Source organism: Mycobacterium sp. 1165196.3, from assembly GCF_001673415.1.
Lineage (GTDB): Bacteria > Actinomycetota > Actinomycetes > Mycobacteriales > Mycobacteriaceae > Mycobacterium > Mycobacterium europaeum_A.
The window spans coordinates 1-16,333 of record NZ_LZLU01000096.1 but is presented as its reverse complement, the minus strand read 5'-3'; the positions used below and the strand labels follow the sequence as shown (position 1 = coordinate 16,333).

17 protein-coding genes are annotated in these 16,333 nt (G+C 65.0%); all 17 read right to left on the bottom strand.

The features are described from left to right. Positions 1 to 2: 2 nt before the first annotated feature. Positions 3 to 314, bottom strand: coding sequence for a hypothetical protein (locus A5659_RS09785; protein ID WP_066865033.1), 312 nt, complete (start codon positions 312 to 314; stop codon positions 3 to 5). 93 nt (positions 315 to 407) lie between these two features. Further along, a complete protein-coding gene (locus A5659_RS09780; RefSeq protein ID WP_231997796.1) occupies positions 408 to 938 on the bottom strand; it encodes a cupin domain-containing protein in 531 nt (176 codons plus the stop codon). A 17-nt stretch (positions 939 to 955) separates the two neighbouring features. Further along, positions 956 to 1,723 carry an SDR family NAD(P)-dependent oxidoreductase gene (locus A5659_RS09775; RefSeq protein ID WP_067180708.1) on the bottom strand — a complete coding sequence of 256 codons (768 nt, stop codon included), beginning with the start codon at positions 1,721 to 1,723 and terminating at the stop codon, positions 956 to 958. A gap of 563 nt (positions 1,724 to 2,286) precedes the next feature. Continuing rightward, the gene (locus A5659_RS09770; protein ID WP_066865039.1) at positions 2,287 to 5,223 is read right to left on the bottom strand and encodes an RND family transporter; all 2,937 of its coding nucleotides are present in this window, start codon (positions 5,221 to 5,223) and stop codon (positions 2,287 to 2,289) included. Beyond that, positions 5,220 to 5,645: an MmpS family transport accessory protein gene (locus A5659_RS09765; protein WP_066865042.1), complete on the bottom strand. Its 426-nt coding sequence runs from the start codon at positions 5,643 to 5,645 to the stop codon at positions 5,220 to 5,222. Before A5659_RS09765 ends, A5659_RS09770 begins: the two co-directional genes overlap by 4 nt. A gap of 241 nt (positions 5,646 to 5,886) precedes the next feature. Further along, a complete protein-coding gene (locus A5659_RS09760) occupies positions 5,887 to 6,915 on the bottom strand; it encodes a methyltransferase (protein WP_067180706.1) in 1,029 nt (342 codons plus the stop codon). A gap of 46 nt (positions 6,916 to 6,961) precedes the next feature. Beyond that, a complete protein-coding gene (locus A5659_RS09755) occupies positions 6,962 to 8,431 on the bottom strand; it encodes an MFS transporter (RefSeq protein WP_067180704.1) in 1,470 nt (489 codons plus the stop codon). Between the two features lie 7 nt (positions 8,432 to 8,438). Continuing rightward, positions 8,439 to 9,104, bottom strand: coding sequence for a nitroreductase family protein (locus A5659_RS09750; protein ID WP_066865051.1), 666 nt, complete (start codon positions 9,102 to 9,104; stop codon positions 8,439 to 8,441). Further along, positions 9,101 to 9,490 (bottom strand): RidA family protein, encoded by a 390-nt coding sequence (locus tag A5659_RS09745; protein WP_066865053.1) that lies wholly within the window; start codon positions 9,488 to 9,490, stop codon positions 9,101 to 9,103. The genes A5659_RS09750 and A5659_RS09745 overlap by 4 nt, the downstream gene beginning before the upstream one ends. Positions 9,491 to 9,523: 33 nt before the next feature. Next, entirely contained in the window at positions 9,524 to 10,423 is a 900-nt protein-coding gene (locus tag A5659_RS09740) for an NADP-dependent oxidoreductase (RefSeq protein ID WP_231997795.1), read from the bottom strand. A 97-nt stretch (positions 10,424 to 10,520) separates the two neighbouring features. After that, positions 10,521 to 11,999, bottom strand: coding sequence for an NAD(P)/FAD-dependent oxidoreductase (locus A5659_RS09735; protein WP_067144731.1), 1,479 nt, complete (start codon positions 11,997 to 11,999; stop codon positions 10,521 to 10,523). 81 nt (positions 12,000 to 12,080) lie between these two features. After that, a complete protein-coding gene (locus A5659_RS09730) occupies positions 12,081 to 12,509 on the bottom strand; it encodes a cupin domain-containing protein (protein ID WP_066865062.1) in 429 nt (142 codons plus the stop codon). A 17-nt stretch (positions 12,510 to 12,526) separates the two neighbouring features. After that, entirely contained in the window at positions 12,527 to 13,447 is a 921-nt protein-coding gene (locus A5659_RS09725) for an NADP-dependent oxidoreductase (RefSeq protein ID WP_067144729.1), read from the bottom strand. Continuing rightward, on the bottom strand, positions 13,447 to 13,653 hold the full coding sequence (locus A5659_RS09720; protein WP_231997794.1) for a hypothetical protein: 207 nt from the start codon (positions 13,651 to 13,653) through the stop codon (positions 13,447 to 13,449). The genes A5659_RS09725 and A5659_RS09720 overlap by 1 nt, the downstream gene beginning before the upstream one ends. Before the next feature lie 113 nt (positions 13,654 to 13,766). Next, positions 13,767 to 14,918 carry a PPE family protein gene (locus tag A5659_RS09715; protein ID WP_067144726.1) on the bottom strand — a complete coding sequence of 384 codons (1,152 nt, stop codon included), beginning with the start codon at positions 14,916 to 14,918 and terminating at the stop codon, positions 13,767 to 13,769. A 114-nt stretch (positions 14,919 to 15,032) separates the two neighbouring features. Next, entirely contained in the window at positions 15,033 to 15,392 is a 360-nt protein-coding gene (locus A5659_RS27670; RefSeq protein ID WP_156748950.1) for a hypothetical protein, read from the bottom strand. Then, a complete protein-coding gene (locus A5659_RS09710; RefSeq protein WP_231997793.1) occupies positions 15,389 to 15,745 on the bottom strand; it encodes a phosphoenolpyruvate carboxylase in 357 nt (118 codons plus the stop codon). Before A5659_RS09710 ends, A5659_RS27670 begins: the two co-directional genes overlap by 4 nt. Between the last annotated feature and the right edge of the window lie 588 nt (positions 15,746 to 16,333).

Sequence of the window (16,333 nt, the reverse complement as noted above, 5' to 3'; positions counted from 1 at the left end):
GGTCAGCCGACGTCCTCGTCATCCCGGTCAAACTCTTGGCGCGCCACACCATAGAACGATGTGCCGTCGTGTGGGCTGCCACTGATCTGACCGCGGTGGCGCCGGGGCCGCAGCGGCGGTTGCTCGGTGTACCCGAACTCGGGCTCCTCAGCGGCCAGGCGCTCATCCAGCGCCAAATTTTCCTTGGGCGAGATCCATCGCAATGGAGCGTCGACCACGATGTCACCATCGTCGTTGCGCACCTCGTCGGAGTCCAGAGATTCGCTGGGGCCCAGCGTATTATCGGGTCCCGGGTCGTCGTAGTCGCCGTCCAAGGTTGTCCTCCTTGACTTTTCGCTCGCCGACCTGTGGCTTTCCCGCCGACTTTGCTTGTGTGTACCGGGATTTCGGACTCCGGGGGTCCACTATCAAATAGGTTCACCGGGGAATTTCAATCCGAAGCGTTTGCATAGTTCGGGGACGCTGTCGACATCCATCTCAAGTTCGTACCGCGCGCAGAGTTGATCCAGCGTCTCTGTCGATATCTTGGCTATACCGCCGAGGTTGGAAAGTTCGTCGAAGAACTGCTCAAATCCTGCGGGGGAAATGATCTCCAGGATGCGGGCCGGCTCATCGCCCGCGTTCCAGAATGTATGCCATTGGCCTCGTGGCTTGAAAATGAAGTCGGCTGGTCCGCCATAGAGCACCTCGTCGCCAAGCAAAGCGCCCACGCGTCCCTCGATGATGAAGCTGTACTCATCTTCGTTGTGGTGGCGATGAAGTGGTGCGGCCAACGCTCGGGGGGACATGGGATGCTCGAGCACGGAGAAACGCCCTTCCGCCTGAAACCTATCCAGGATGTGGCGGATACCGACCGTCCCGTTGAACACGTACTTGCCTTCGGTGCGGCCGACCGACTTGGCCGACGGGCCGCCTGGCCTCAAGATGTCGTTTGTCACTGGGATCCTCCGTCAGCTCAGTTGCGCCCGGCCATGATGCCGCCGTCGACATTGAGAATCGCGCCGGTGACCCAGCTGGCCGCGTCGGAGAGCAGATAGGTGATGGCGTTGGCGACGTCGGCGGGGGTGCCGACTCGCCCCAGGGGATGAATTGGCGCGAAAGTGTCCAGGGTGGAGTCGATCTCGTCCTTCGGGACCCACCGCTCGAGAGCGGGGGTTTTGACGGCGGCCGGCGCTACGGCGTTGACGCGGATCTGATGCCCGGCAAGCTCGATGGCCAGGTTGTGGGTGAGCGCATGCAGCCCGGCTTTCTGCATCGAATGGCCGGTCGATGGGGTCACGCCCAGTGCCTGATGCGCCCACATGCTACCGATGTTGACGATGGACCCGCCCTCGCCGCGTGCGATCATGCCCGCGACGACGGTCTGCGTCAGGAAGAACAAGGCGAAGTTCAGCTCCATGTAGGAGTCGTAGTCCTGCGAGTCGTACGCGAGAAACGGCTTCGGGATGAAGAATCCGGCCGCATTCACCAGGAGCGTGGCGTCGCTGTGATTCTCGGAAAGCGCGCGCTGCGCGTCGGCGACCGCCGCACGGTCCGTCAGGTCGGCGACGATGCCCGAGGCTTCCCCGTCGCTCGTCAGCTCGCTGACGGTGTCGTCGACGCGCGCCTTCGACCGTCCGACGATCACCGCGCTGCCGCCGTGACCGACGATGTCGATCGCGACCTGCTGCCCCATGCCGGCACTACCGCCGACAACGATGACCTTCTTGCCATCGAAATGCATAAGCGGGGTCCCTTCCTGGCTCTCCTTGACAGCTACGAGTGGACCCGGACGGACGATCCCGCGGTCGCTCGTACCTAGGCTGCGGCCGGCCCGGGTGAACTGTCATCACCCCAACCACCCATTCACCCGGGTGAGAATGCGCCGCCTGAAGCGACGCGTGAATGAATAGGGCGGTAACGATTAGTAATTACGTTCGCGTAAATGTAGTTGCCTTTGACTGCACGATCTTTTTGCGAAACGCAGACCGTTGACCCTCGCCCTGAAATCAGCCCCGATTCGGGGCGATGGCGCGTACCCTGAGCGGTATGTCCAAGACCAAGACCAAGGTCTGTGTACATTGCGGCCATACGTTCGATCCGAACGACCGGCCGCGGGATTTGTCCGATCCGGAATGGCTTCCGGCCGCCTCAGTCTATTGTTCGCATGATTGTAGTGACCGGTTCCATTGCGATATGGGTCATTGCTGCTCGGCCCACGCGAAGGAGAAGGCTCGGCGCCACGCCGCCAAGGCGGCCCGGTAGCCGAGACCATCCGGCGATCGGCGACGCCCGCTGTGCGGGGTGCTAGGTCTGCGGGTCCGGTGGGGCACCGTGCCGCGGGTGGTACAGCAGAGCACGGACCAGCGGCCGCGGGCCGACGGACCGGAGCATCTGGCTGGCCGGACGGACCCGCACTCGCTTCGGCCACCAGAACCAGCGGCCCATCACCGTCATGATCGACGGCGTGATGAGGGTTCGGACGACGAAGGTGTCGAACATCAGACCGATCCCGATCGTGGACCCGAACTGACCGATCGCCCGCAGATCGCTGGAGAGCATCGCGGCCATCGTGACGGCGAACACCACACCGGCCGCGGACACCACCGGGCCCGTCACGCCGACGCCGCGGATGAGTCCCGTGTTCAGGCCGGCTCCGATCTCTTCCTCGATTCGGGACACCAGCATCAGGTTGTAGTCGGACCCCACCGCCAAGAGCACGATCAACGCGAATTCCGTTGCCACCCAGTGCAACTGGAAGTGGCCCAGGTGCTGCCAGATCAGCGTCGAGAATCCGAACGCCGCGCCCAGCGACAGCACGATCGTGCCGACGATGACTCCCGCGGCGACGAGAGCACGGGTAACGATCACCATGATGATGAAGATCAGCACGATCGACGCCACCGCGGCGATCAGCAGGTCGTACCAGGCGCCAGTGGCGATGTCGTTGAATGTTGCGGCGGTGCCGCCGAGATAGATGTCGGCGTTCTCCAGCGAGGTGAGCTTCAGCGCCTCCTTGGCCGCGTTGCGCTCTTGCTCGACGGACTTGATGCCTTCCGCGGTCGCCGGGTCCACGGAGTGAGTGATGATGAAGCGCGCTGCCTTTCCGTCGGGCGACACCATCAGGCTCAACCCGAACTGGAAGTCGGAGTTCTGGAAGATCTCCGGCGGCAGGTAGAACAGGCTTTCCACCCGAGCGTCGTTGAACGATTTGCCCATTACGGCGTTCGTGTCGGTCAGCCGATCGAACTGATCGACCAGGTTGTCGAACGTGCTGTAGATGGTCAGCGTCGTATCGCGGATCGACTTGGTGACGGCGATGTTCTCCGGGATGATCGCCAGCAATTCGCGCGTGGCCTTGGCTGTGTTGGAGAGATCGCCGGTGAGGGCGTGGAACTTTTCGGCCAGCTGATCGAATCCGTCCAGCGCGTCGAACAGCGACCGTAGCGACCAGCAGATCGGGATGTCGTAGCAGTGCTTCTCCCAGTAGAAGTAGCTGCGAATCGGCCTCCAGAAGTCGTCGAAATCCGCGATGTGGTCCCGGATCTCGTCCGTGATGGCCGCCGTCTCTCCGGTGGTCTTCGAGCTGTCCTCCGCGGCGTCGGCGAGCTTTTGGGTTATCGCGTACTGGCGCTCCAACAGCGCGATCTGGGTGTCGAGATCTCCGATGATCTTCTTGATGTCGGCGACGCGGTCCTTGAGGTAGTTCAGGTTGCTGCGGATCGGCGCGGTTTGCACACTCAGCTGGAACGGAATGGACCCGTCTTCGATCGGTGGGCCGAGCGGTCTGGTGATGCTCTGCACCCGTTCGATGCCCGGCACCCGGAAAATGGCACCGGCAACCTTGTCCAACACCAGCATGTCTCGGGGATTGCGCAAATCGTGGTCCGATTCGATCATCAGCAGGTCCGGGTTCAGGCGGGCCTGGGTGAAGTGCCGATCGGCCGCGTCGTACGCCTGCACCGAGGCCGCGCTCTTCGGCAGGTAATACAGGTCGTTGTAGCGCGGGGTGAAGCCCGCGAGACCAAGGGCGCCAACGATCGCCAGGATGACCGAGGTCGCGAGGATGGGCGCCGGCCAGCGCACGATGGCCGTCGCCAGGCGGCGCCAGCGGGTGTAGTTGAACTTGCGCTTGGGGTCCAAAAGGCCGAAGCCACTGGCGACTGCAATGAGAGCGGGCGTCAGCGTGACCCCAGCCGCCACCACCACCAGCAGTCCCACCGCGCACGGGAACGCCAGCGAACTGAAGTAGGGCAGCCGGGTGAACTTCAAGCAGGCCAGCGCCCCGACGATGGTCAGCCCGGAGCCCAGGACCACCTTGCTGACGCCGGCGAACGTGTCGTAATAGGCGGCCTCACGGTCCAGACCGCGTTCGCGGCCCTCCTGGTAGCGGCCGACCATGAAAATCGCATAGTCGGTACCCGCTGCGATCGCGAGTGAGGTCAGCAGGTTCACGGCGAAGGTCGACAACCCCATGACGCCGGTTTCGCCCAACAGCGCCACCGCGCCGCGGCCGGCCGCGAGTCCCACGAAGAGGATCACCATGGTCAGTAACACGGTGCTGATGGACCGGTAAACGAACATCAGCATGAGCGCGATGATCACGACCGTGATGATCGTGATCTTGGCCAGGCTCTTGTCACCGACAACAATCACGTCGGCGGTCAGCGCTCCCTGGCCCGCGACGTAGGCCTTGACGCCGGCGGGCGGCTTGGAGTCCGCGACGATCTTGCGCACCGCTGCAACGGATTCGTCGCCGACCGCCCCACCCTGATCGCCTTTGAGGTTGACCTGGACGTAGGCGGCCTTATGGTCGTAGCTCTCCACACCTGAGGACGTGAATCGCTGACCCCAGAAGTTCAGCGCATGCTCGACGTGTTCGTGGTCGGCCTGGATCTTTTTGACCAGGTCGTCGTAGAACCGGTGGGCGTCCGGGCCGAGCGGTTTGTCACCGACCAGGGTGACCAGGACGAGGTTGTCGGAGTCGTACTCCTTGAACTTCTCGCCGATGTGTTTCATCCCGGTTACCGATGGTGCGTCTGACGGCGAGAGCGGGACGGAAATCTCCTCGGCAACCTTCTCCAACTGCGGGACGAAGACGTTCACCCCGATCGCGATCAGCACCCAGGCCACGACGATCGGCAGCGCCAGCGCGCGGATGGTACGAGCGAGGCGCGGTTTGCGCTCGAGCTCATAGGGCTGCGCGACGGGGATTTCGTCCGTGTCGCTGGTTTGGTCGGTCATGCCGACTTGTCCAAGCAGGAAACTTGCGCGTTGTGCCCGTTGGCCTGTTGCTGATCGACCAATTTGCCGTCAACGGTGATGCGGCAACCGATGAAGGGGCTGTCACCTTGGGCGACGACATAGGCGAAGATACCGGGCATCTCGGCGACGATCGTCTTCGACCACGGCAATGTCGTGAAGTTCGCCTTCTGCGGCAGCGACTCCGCATCCATCCAGTTGACGACTCCGGTCGTCCCGGGCGGTCCCAGTATTTCGTAGATGGCGGTCTTGGCCGCATAGGGCGGGGTGGCATCCCGGGGATCGGGCTTGGGCAAGCCGGGTCCAGGGAAGACGCCATTGAGTCGCATCACCGCGATGCCGCCGACGGCCAGCGCCACCACCACGACCAGCGGAACCCATGCCCGCGTGAGAAGCCTCAACACCGCGCCCCCCGATTTGGAATGCCCGAAGGGCTGATATTAAGCCATCTCTTCGCTTGTGCCACGGCTAGCCGAACGCCATCACGATCGAGTTGATTCCCGGGGTAGCCGCTAGGGCGACGCTGCAGCAGCGAGCAGGCATCGTCGTCGCCCCTGTGATAGTGAAAGTCGAGCGCCTTTCGCTGATATCTCTGGCCGATCGCGTCCGCTGCCAATACATCGGCCCCCCGTGGCGGCTACCATGTCAGATCCCTACGGTTTCTATGACGGCGAACTGCCCAGCCTGTCCGACGGTGGTGCGGCGAAATCCGGTGGAGGCGAAAAGCGCGTCGAACTCTGCGATGTCGCGTTCCTTGCCACCGGTCATGACCAACATGTTCATGTCCATCATTGTCGGCAGCACGGGACCGCCGAATTCTCCGACGAGATAGTCGATCACGACGAGGCGCCCACCCTCTTGGAGGGCAGCACGGCAGTTTGTCAAGATCCGTATGCAGTTCTGGTCGTCCCAGTCGTGCAGGATGTATTTGAGCACGTACAGATCTGCGGGCGGTACCGACTCGAAAAAGTCTCCCCCCACTGCGTTAAGGCGTTCCCGCAGGCCATCTTTGCGAGCCGCCGCCGCCGCGTAGGGCACGATTTGCGGCAGGTCGAAGACGCCGCCGCGCAGCTCGGGATCCGACCGCATCATCGCCCGAAGAACCTCGCCGTTTGCTCCCCCGACGTCGAGCGCGTACTCGACGCCTCGGGTATCGACCAGCTTCGCGATCTCGATCGCAGCGGCCGCACTGAGATTCGACATGGCTTCGGTGAAATGACTCGCCTCGTCGGGATGTGTGGCTAAGTAGTCGAAGATCGTGCCAGGTATACCGTGGGCAGCCTCCATCTGCCTGGTGCCGCTGCGAACAGCATCCGGGAAGCATCCCCAGGTCAACCAATGACCAGGTGCGGCTTGCGCAAGGACCATGCCACGCAACGAGTTCGGGTCGTCTCTGAGCAGCGTGCTGAGCAGGGGCGTCCCGCTCAGCTGCACACCGTCGGCCGACGTCACAAGCCCCAGCGAGGCGCAGGCCCGGATGAGCCTCCGAGTGGCGTCGGGATCGAGGGACTCCTCCGCAGCGATCGATTCAGCCGTATCGATACTCCCAGCGAGATGATCCGCTAAGTTGAAAGTCGCTGCGGCACGAACGATCTGGGTGACCCAGTAACCAGTCAGCATGGTCATCATCCGCTCGTGGTCTCGGGCTTCGGACGGTACGGGTGGTGTGGTCATCTTTCCTCCAACTTGCCGTGCCATGTTGCGGTACCTTCCTGCGACATCACGGCGGCGGGGATGGTTCGGTCGCTGCCGACGGCTGGCCGGCCAGGGCGGGTTGCGCACCGGGCCGGTCGCGGCAGAGCGCCGCGATGTCACAGGGCACAGGTTGGCACCCGGCGACGGGGTTGGTGATCAACAGCGCGGCGCACAATGCGCCCAGGCCGAAGAGCGCAGCGCTCACCCCTAACACGTGGGCGAATCCGGTGGCGCTCGCCACGCCAACGGTGATCAGGCCCATGGATCCGATCGACATCAGCGCGGCGAGTCGCGAGACGGCGTTGTTGATCCCCGACGCCAAGCCGCCGTGTTCGATCGGCACCGAGGCCAACGTGACGGACATCAGCGGTGTGATGGTCGCGACCAGTCCAATGGCCAGCACGGTCATGCCGGGGATCAGGTCGGTGATCGCGTGAAATCCTTTGGGCTTCGGGCGAATCAGCAGCAGCCCGACCCCCGCCACGGCGGGGCCGACGATCAGGAACGCGCGTGGTCCCACCCGCGCGGCGATGCGGCCGACGTGACGGGCGAACAGGAACGACACCGCTGGGATCGGCAGGGTGGCCAGTCCGGCCGCGGTGGCTGAGTAGCCGCCGATCTCTTGGGTGTAGAGGGCGACGGCCAACGACCCCAGTGTCAACCCGCCGTAGACGAAGGCGGTGACGAGGTTGGCGGCAGCGAAGTTGCGAAAGGCGAACAGCGGCAACGGAAGCATCGGGCATCGGCTGCGGTGCTGCCAGCTCACGAAGCCGGCCAGTGCGGTAATCCCGACCACCGATGGCGTGATGACCATCGGGGCGGTCCAGCCGTCGTGTTGTGATTCGATCAACGCAAACACGGTCGCGGCCAACCCAATCGACGATAGGCCCACCCCGGCCACATCGACGTGGGCGCCCTCGATGCGCGCCGACATCGGGCACAACCAGAAGGTCAGCGCATATCCGATCGCCATGGGAATCGCAGACAACACGAAAATCCAACGCCAGCTGAGGAAATCGACGCACAGTCCTCCTAGCAGGGGGCCCAACGCGAACGCGGCTCCCGTCCATCCGGTCCAGACGCCGATCGCTGCCGACTGGTGCGCTTTGTCGAACACCGAGTTGATTAGCGCCAGCGAGCCCGGCACGAGGAACGCCGCTCCCAGGCCTTGGATGAGGCGCCCCGTGATCAGCATCGTCGGCGTGATGGCGGCCGCCGCGAGAACCGAGCCCGCCCCGAAAGCCGACAGCCCGAACCGCATTACGGGTACCCGTCCGATCAGATCCGAGATGGACCCGCCGGGCAACATTGCGGCCGCCATCGCCAACAGGTAGCCGTCGACGATCCATTGCTGCAGCACCAGGCCACCCCCGAGGTCGTGCTCGGTGGCCGGCAAGGCCAGGTTGATCACCGTCGAGTCGAGGAACGCGACCATCGACACCGTGACCGCGACCACCATGGCACGTCTGGTCGGCGCCGCGTCGCGCAACCTCATTGCGGGGTCACCATCGGTCGAAATGCAGCACGTCGTCCAGCGGAATCCGCTTGGCGGGGCGGAAGGTCGTGCCGGTGTAGTAGGCGGTGGGGACGGTCGTGGCGTGATAGACGTTGTCCGGCAGGCCGAGGATGGCCCGCATCTCGTCGTCGGCCATGATGGTCACCCCGGTCCACGTGGTTCCCAAGCCCCGAGAGCGCGCGGCCAGCATGTAACTCCACGTGGCGGGCATGACCGAACTCCAATACTGGTTGGCGTTTTCGCCGGTCAACCTGCCGTCGCCGTCGATGACCGCGACGCACGGAATCATCAAAACCGGGACCTCGCTGAAATGCTCGGCCAGATACGCCGCACTGTCGGACACCTTGCGCTGCTCCCGATTGCGCGCGGGGTCCTCCTTGAACCGATCGGCGACCGCGTACGGCGACGCGGCGATCAGGTCCCAGGTGCGGCGGTACACATCGGCGATCGCACGACGCTGTTGGGCGTCGGTGACCACGATGAAGCTCCAGTTCTGCACGTTGGCCGACGTCGGTGCTTGCACCGCGATCTCCAGGCATTCCCGGATCAGGCCGATGGGAACGGGTTTGGTCAGGTCGAGGCGTCTGCGCACCGAGCGGGTCGTGGTCAGCAGTTCGTCGGTGGATAGCTGGAGTTTCGCGTAATCGCTCATGCCGGCAGGACGGCGATGACTTCGACTTCCACCCGGATGTCGGGCCATACCAGCCCGTCGATGATGCTGAACATGCCGCCGGGTCGGTGGCGGATGAACTCTTTGCTCACCGCCAGGTAGGCGGACGCGTTGTCACGGCTGGTGACCCATTGGCGCATGTAGACAATGTCGGTGAGTTCGGCACCGGCCTTGCGGAGCGCGGTTTCGACATTGGTCCAGCATTGACGCGCCTCCTCGGTGAAGTCGTCGGGCAACGTGCCGTCTTCGCGTACCCCGGGTGTTCCGGAGACGAAAATTGTTGTGCCACCGCCGGATACGGTGACCGCGTCGGCGTAGTGCCCGATGTGATCGGCCACTCCGGTGTGGATGGGGGTAATGGTGGTCATCTGCAGACTCCTTCTGTGGTGTGAGGTTTGCGGCTAACTTGGTGAGTTCGTTTGCGTGATCACCACTCCGCTGGGCTCGTGGCCCGCGACGACGTGCGCGAGGGCGGCGGCGGCCTGATCGAGGCCGCAGGAACGCGGGGTCGGCATGCTCAATCGACCGGAGGCGAGTAGCGCGGTGAGGCGGCCGAGTTGGGCCCCGTCGGAGCGGACGTAAACCGCTGTCACGCTGATCCCCCGGGTCGATGCGGGTGGATCGGGGGTGATGGTGGCCAGCCGGCCGCCGTCGGCAAGCGCGGTCATCGCCGCGGCAGCACCGCCTGGGGCCGCGTTGGCGACGGCGTCGATGGAGTCCTTGGCCAACGCACGTGCGTGTCGGGGCCAGAGCGGATCGCGGTAGTCGATGACTTCGCGGGCGCCATGGCCGCGGACCCGGTCGGCGCTGCGCGGGCCGGCGGTCGCGAGCACCTCGGCCCCGCGCAGGGCGGCCATCTGGACGATCAGCCCACCGGTGATTCCGCCCGCGCCATGAACGAGCAACGTTTCTCCACCGCGCAGTGCCAACGCCTCGGCAACCACCTGCTCGGCGGTCAAGGCCGGCACCGGAAAGATCGCTGCGATCTCCCACGGAACCTCGGGCGGTTTGTGGGCGAGCGACCCGGCGGGTGCGATCAGCAACGGCGCCCACGTGCCTTGGTCGCGTAGCGGCACGGGGTGGCACAGCACCTCTTGATCTACGCTGAATCCGCTCGAGTGGCCACCGACGGCCTTGATGACCCCGGCGGCCTCGACGCCGAGCGCCAGCGGCGGCGGTGTTCCGACGTCCCAGCCGCCATAGCGAATGACGTTGTCCCAGTTGCCAACGCCGGCACTTCGAATGTCGACAAGAGCCTCGTCGGCCGCCAACGGTCGCGGGTCGTCCGCTTCGAACGTCACCACGTCGCCGCCGAGCGTACGGACCCCCGCTACCAGCATGGTCACAGTCGCACTACCGGCCACTCGTAGGTCATTGCCGTTCCTCTCAGGGATTCGCTCACGCGCTCTTCTGCGCTTGCCGCGCCTCGTTCTCCAGCAACGGGCCGAGCTCGGATTCTTGGGTCAGTAGCGGATCCCAAACCTGGTTGACCGTCGGATGTGGTGCGACGGCATGGCGTAGCAGACTGACCGGGACCTCCGCGAGGATGGCCAGTGTGGCTGCTTGAACCAGTTCGGAGAACTGCGGGCCCACGAATGTCGCGCCGAGAAGTGTGTTGGTCTCGGCGTCGATCACCAATTTTGCCCATCCTTGGAAGCCGTCCCGGTACAGGGCAAGGAACGACACCGCGCCGGGGTAACGGGCAGCCCTCGTCCGAACCGCGAACCCTTCTGCCCGGGCCTGACTTTCGGTGCGCCCCACCCAGGCCACTTGAGGCTCGGTGTAGATAACCTGCGCCACATTGCCGGCATCACGGGCGATCAACTCGTTGTCGGATAGTTCACGTCCCGCGGCCCGGGCCGCGATGATGTCGGCCACGACCCGGCCGTGGTAGGTGGAGATATGAGACAGCCGGGCACGCCCGGTGGTATCCCCGAGGGCGTAGAGCCAACCGCCCGAGACGCCGACCGCCTGGAGATGGTCGTTCACTGTGACGAAGCCGCCGCTTGGCAGGCCAAGGGATTCCAGTCCGATGGTGTCGGTGTTGGTGCGGCGTCCCGCGGCCAGGACGATTTCGTCTACCTCGATGGTCTGGTCGTGGAAAGTTGCCGTGACGCAGCCGCCCGGCACGGGCCGGCATACCGCCGACAACTCCGTCTCGAAGTGAATCGTCACGCCTTTGCTGCGCAGCGATTGCGTGACCAGCTCTCGAGCTTCGGGTTCGCAGCTGGCTAGCAGAGTGTTCTCACGCACCAGAAGCGTTACCGCTGAGCCTAACCCGCTCAGGATGGTCGCGAACTCGACAGCGACGGGGCCGCCACCCACCAGCAGCGCGCGAGGCGGCACCCGCGTCATGGTCGTCAGGTCCCGATTGGTCCACGGGCGTGCCTGCGCCAGCCCAGGTATCTCCGGCACGTTGGGACGAGTGCCGGTGGCCAGCACGACCGCGTGACGTGCGGTCAAGACGGCTTCGGTGGTGTCTCCCAGGGTGTAGGCCACCCGCACTGTTCGTTGGCCGCTCAACCGAGCGAACCCGTGAAACACCGCAACACCGGCTTGCCGCAGCGACTCTATTCGGTCTTGGTCCGACAGGTTCTCGATGATCGCGTCGCGCTTCTTGAAGACGGCCGCAACGTCCAACCTGCGGTCCGAAATCGCCTCTCGCACACCGGGAACCGCTTTTGCGAGGTTGAACACCTCGATCGGGCGGAGTAACGTTTTGCTCGGGTTGCAACCCCAGTAATGACATTCTCCGCCGACCAGACGATCCTCGACGAGCGCTACCGAAAGGCCCACGGATGCAAGCTTGCGCACGGCGGCCACACCGCCCACTCCGCCACCGATGACGATCACGTCGAAGTCTTTACTGGCTTTCATCTGCCCTCTTTTCCAAACCGACTCGACGGATTAGCCGTCGTGCGACGGTTTCGAGCGCCCGGAGTGAACGATGTCTCATCTTCAGGCGTTGTCGTTGGTGGTGAGCGGGCCGTCTCCGGTATCGAGCAGGAAAACCGCCAGTAATTCGGCGGGTTCGGTGGTGCTGGCGTTTTCGCTGATCGTGTGGTGCGCGCCAGGGGCTTCACTCCACGTCTCACCGGCGTGGTAGACGCGTGCCGGCTCACCTTCCACCTGACTGCGGATCGCTCCGGAGATCACGTACGCCATGATGAACGCCGATTTTGCGTGGTGGTGGGCTTCGCTTTTACCGCCGGGCGGATAGCTGACGGCCACCGCTTCCAGCGATTTACCGGGAACGTTGGTGGGTTGGCTGAAAACTGGTCGGATCACCGGGTTTTGATCCGAATTCTCCGGCACCGGCGCGGCATCGCTTGCGGGCGCGAGCATTACCGCAACCACCAGTGCGGCGAGTGCTATTTTCATGGCCATTTCGGCTGCCTCCGTTTTCAGTCTTCGGCGACGCGCAGGATCGTCTTGCCTGGGACGCGCTTCGCCGGAGCGAATGCGGCGGCTGCTTCGGCAAGCGGCAGCACTGCACCGACCACCGGCCGAAGGCGTCCATCGCGCACTCGCGCGGCGAGGGCGGCGAGCTGGGCGCGATCGGCCTCGACAAGGAAGAAAATTGCCCTTCCGTCTTGCGGCTGCGTCTTCGGCGGCTCAGCGATGGTGACGAGCGTTCCGCCGGCGCGCACCAGAGCGGCCGATCGGGCGAGAACCTCTCCGCCGATCACGTCGAACACCACGTCGACTTCGCCTGCGTCTTCGAGCTTTTCGTTCTCCAGGTCGATGAAGGCGTGGACGCCGAGCTCCGTCGCCCGGTCCCGGTCTGCGGTCCGGCCGGTACCGATGACGCGCGCACCGATCTCGCGAGCGAGCTGCACCGCGATCGACCCCACCCCGCCGGCGGCGCCGTGGACCAGAACCGTCTGCCCGGCGGCGAGGCGGCCGTGGTCGAACAAACCCTGCCAGGCCGCCAATCCCGAGATCGGCAGCGCCGCGGCCACAGTATGGTCGATGTCCATCGGCAGCGGTGCGAGATTACGGGCTTCCACGGCGGCGTACTCCGCCAGCGAGCCGTTGCGGGCCCAGTCGGCGAGGCCGAACACCCGCTGTCCAACGGTTAAAAGTGTGGTGCCGTAGCCCAATTCAACCACCACGCCCGACAGCTCGTGGCCGGGCACGCTCGGCGTCCGGTCGTGACCCGAGCGGTCGATCCACGTGTGCGGCCAGTCGAGCTCCCCCGGGGTGAAACCAGCGGCGTGGACCCGCACAACGACATCGTTGTCGGCCGCCTGAGGATAAGGCAGGTCCGTCAGCGACAGACCAGCGGTACCGGCGTCACGATCTGAAACAGTTATGGCTCGCATTACATGTCCTTCCTGATGTGGGTTGTTGTCGTCGGGTCAGCCGCGGGCTGCGGTTGTACGCTGACGAGCTCGAGGCCGAGATCACGGACCCGGTCCAGGAGTCCGTAAAGCTGTGACTGGTCGCGGATTTCGCCGGTGAACACGGTTTCGGTCGTACCGGCCTCGAGGCGCATCCCTTCGAATGCGAACCCGAGCCGCTCGGTCACGCGGCCTCGAATGCACATCCGGTACGTGGTCGGCTGCATTTGCCCTCCGCTCGCCAGCTGCTGAGTCAGCATTCACCGGCGCGGGGTGAGTCGTCATCACCCGGCGAGCTAATTCACCCGGGTGAACGCGAAGGCGTCACGGTAATCGTGATCGTGGGCCGGCCCTGAGGGGGCGCACCGCGGATGCCGCGCACCGCCATACTCGCCAACAGCATTTCGTCGAGCATGTTTTCGGGGCTCGTTGCGAGGACGGTCGGGATGGCACCCGGGAGCGCGTTCGGCCATGTCACCGCGACACTTCTGATGGTCGGCGTGGCCGCGGCCCAGTGTGGCGGTACCGATAGCGCGCCGATCGAGGATGCCCGGCCCAAACCCGCTGTCATTACAGGTGACGCACCGCTACCCGCCCCCGGCCCTGCCGAACCGACTGACGCGAGCCCGCCGGCCGCGGAGCCTGCCGGCGGCGCCCCCAAACGTTCCAGAATGGCGTCCATCTTGCTGGCACCTTCTGGGTCGTAGTGCATCGCGTACCCCAAGCCCGCATATGATCCGCCCGTGCCCGTCGACGTGATGGCCGTTGCCGCCGACGAAACGCCCAAGTTCACCGGGCTCAGGAAGCTGAGCAACTGCGAGAACGACGACAGTGACGGCGCGGTGGCCGGGGACAGCGCAAGCCCCTGAAGCGCGTTGGGCACCGCTGAGAGCAGTTGCGAGCCCGTCGACATGATGGCCCCGGCTGGATTTGTGGTGGGCGGAGGCGAGGTGAACGGCGGCACCGCCGAAGCGGCCGCGGATGCGCCGGCATACTCGTACATCGCGGCGGCATCTTGGGCCCACATTTCGCCGTACTCGGCTTCGGTGGCCGCGATGGCCGGCGCGTTTTGACCGAGGATGTTAGTCGCGATCAGCACCATCCGCTGCGCGCGGTTGGCCGCGACCACCGGCGGAGGGACCGTCATCGCAAATGCGGCCTGGTAGGCGGTCGCGGCGGCCCTGGCCCCGGTAGCCGCTTGCTCGCACAGCGCGGCAGTCGTCGTCAGCCACGAGACGTAGGGCGCGGCGGCGGCCGCCATCGACACCGATGCCAAACCCAGCCATGCCGCGCTGGTCAGGTCGGAGATCACCGACCCGTAGGCAGCGGCCGTGTAATGCAGGTCGGCGGCCATCCCGTCCCAGGCCGCCGAGGCAGCCAGTATCGACCCGCAGCCGGGACCGCAGTACATGCGGCCGGAGTTGACTTCTGGTGGCAGCGCCCCGAAATCCATCTTCGAAACTCCCAGCGCGCGTTTATTATCCGGTCGCTCCGCGGAGATAGCGGCTGATCTGGCGCAGTGAGCCGGTGGCTTCGGGGATCATCGGCCTGGGCGGCCGCGGGCTCATCATGTCGGCTCTCGGTTGAAAGTCGGCGCGCATGCCCCGCATAAGCGCGTCAGTTGCCGGTCGACGAAACTGGTTGACTCACTTGGCTTTTGGCTGGCTCCTCCGCACAGCGGTGCCCGCTGTGCGGCGATGGTAGCCGCCTGCCGATCACGGCGCTCCCAGACAGCCGCGCGTCCCCGCGCCATCGCCTGGCGGCGCCGGTTGGCGGCATGGATGATCAGTCCCGCCGTGACCAACGATCCCGCGCAAACGGCGGTGGCGACACCGAATTCGCTTAGCTGGCCATTAATCAACGTAAGGACCGCATAATCACCGGCCACCGCGGCCACAGACAGGATGGCAATTTGTAGTGGGGTCATGATGTCAGCCGCCCAGGTCCGATCGGGCGCACAGCAAAGACACTGCGCAGGTATCCCGTGGGACGCCCGCAGGTGGCGCACACCGGGCGGGTGCCGCATCGGGAAGCCATCTCGCGCCTGTCGCTCACGTAGGTCGCCATCGCCGATCGCACGATGGCCAAGCAGGCTTGGCAGAACGTCTCGACGAAGTCGCCGTCTGGGGTGAGCCCCATCCGGTCGCATCCGTCGACGGCGTGGATCTCGGCGACCGCCACCGCCGGCGCACCGCAGGTGGTGCCGGTCGACACCCGCTCGGCACTGCAGATGGGCTGCAGCGCGTGAAGTTGATCCTCGATCGCCGAGACCGGGTCCATCGCGGTATCTCCCTTCCGATGGGACCAACGCCGGGCGAAGGCGGCATCGAGCACTCGATCCAGCAGCCGTGGCGTTCGTGCGGCGCCGGAGCCGATTTCGGCCGGCGATCGTTGAAATTGACGAGGCGTCATCTGGTTTCTCCCGTTTGTGGCGATGGCGTTCGGTGGTGCTCAACGCAGCCAGGTCGTCCACGTCATCGCGAGGCGTTGCTCACTTGTGCGGCGCCCACGCGGATCCGAAAACGCGTTCGGCTCCACGTACCGTCCGCTCGCCAGTTGTTAAGCCAGCATTAATCGGCGCGCGACGTTTGGTCATCGCCCCCGCGACTGATTCACCCGGGTGATTTGCCGAGTGTTTCGAGCTGCTCGCGCGCACTCGGTTTGCTCTTGCGGCAGCGGCGATCAGGGGATGAAGCGCCGAATGGCGGTTCACCAGGTGGGGCAGGAACACGCTTACACTGATTGCCAGCGCTAGCGGTGGCGAGAACTGTGGATCACATAACTTGGAAGTCGTCCGCCCGCGAATCGGCGGTGTGCGCGGATTCCCCGACGCCCTCGCGGTGCTCACGCGAACCGCCCCCCACCGAC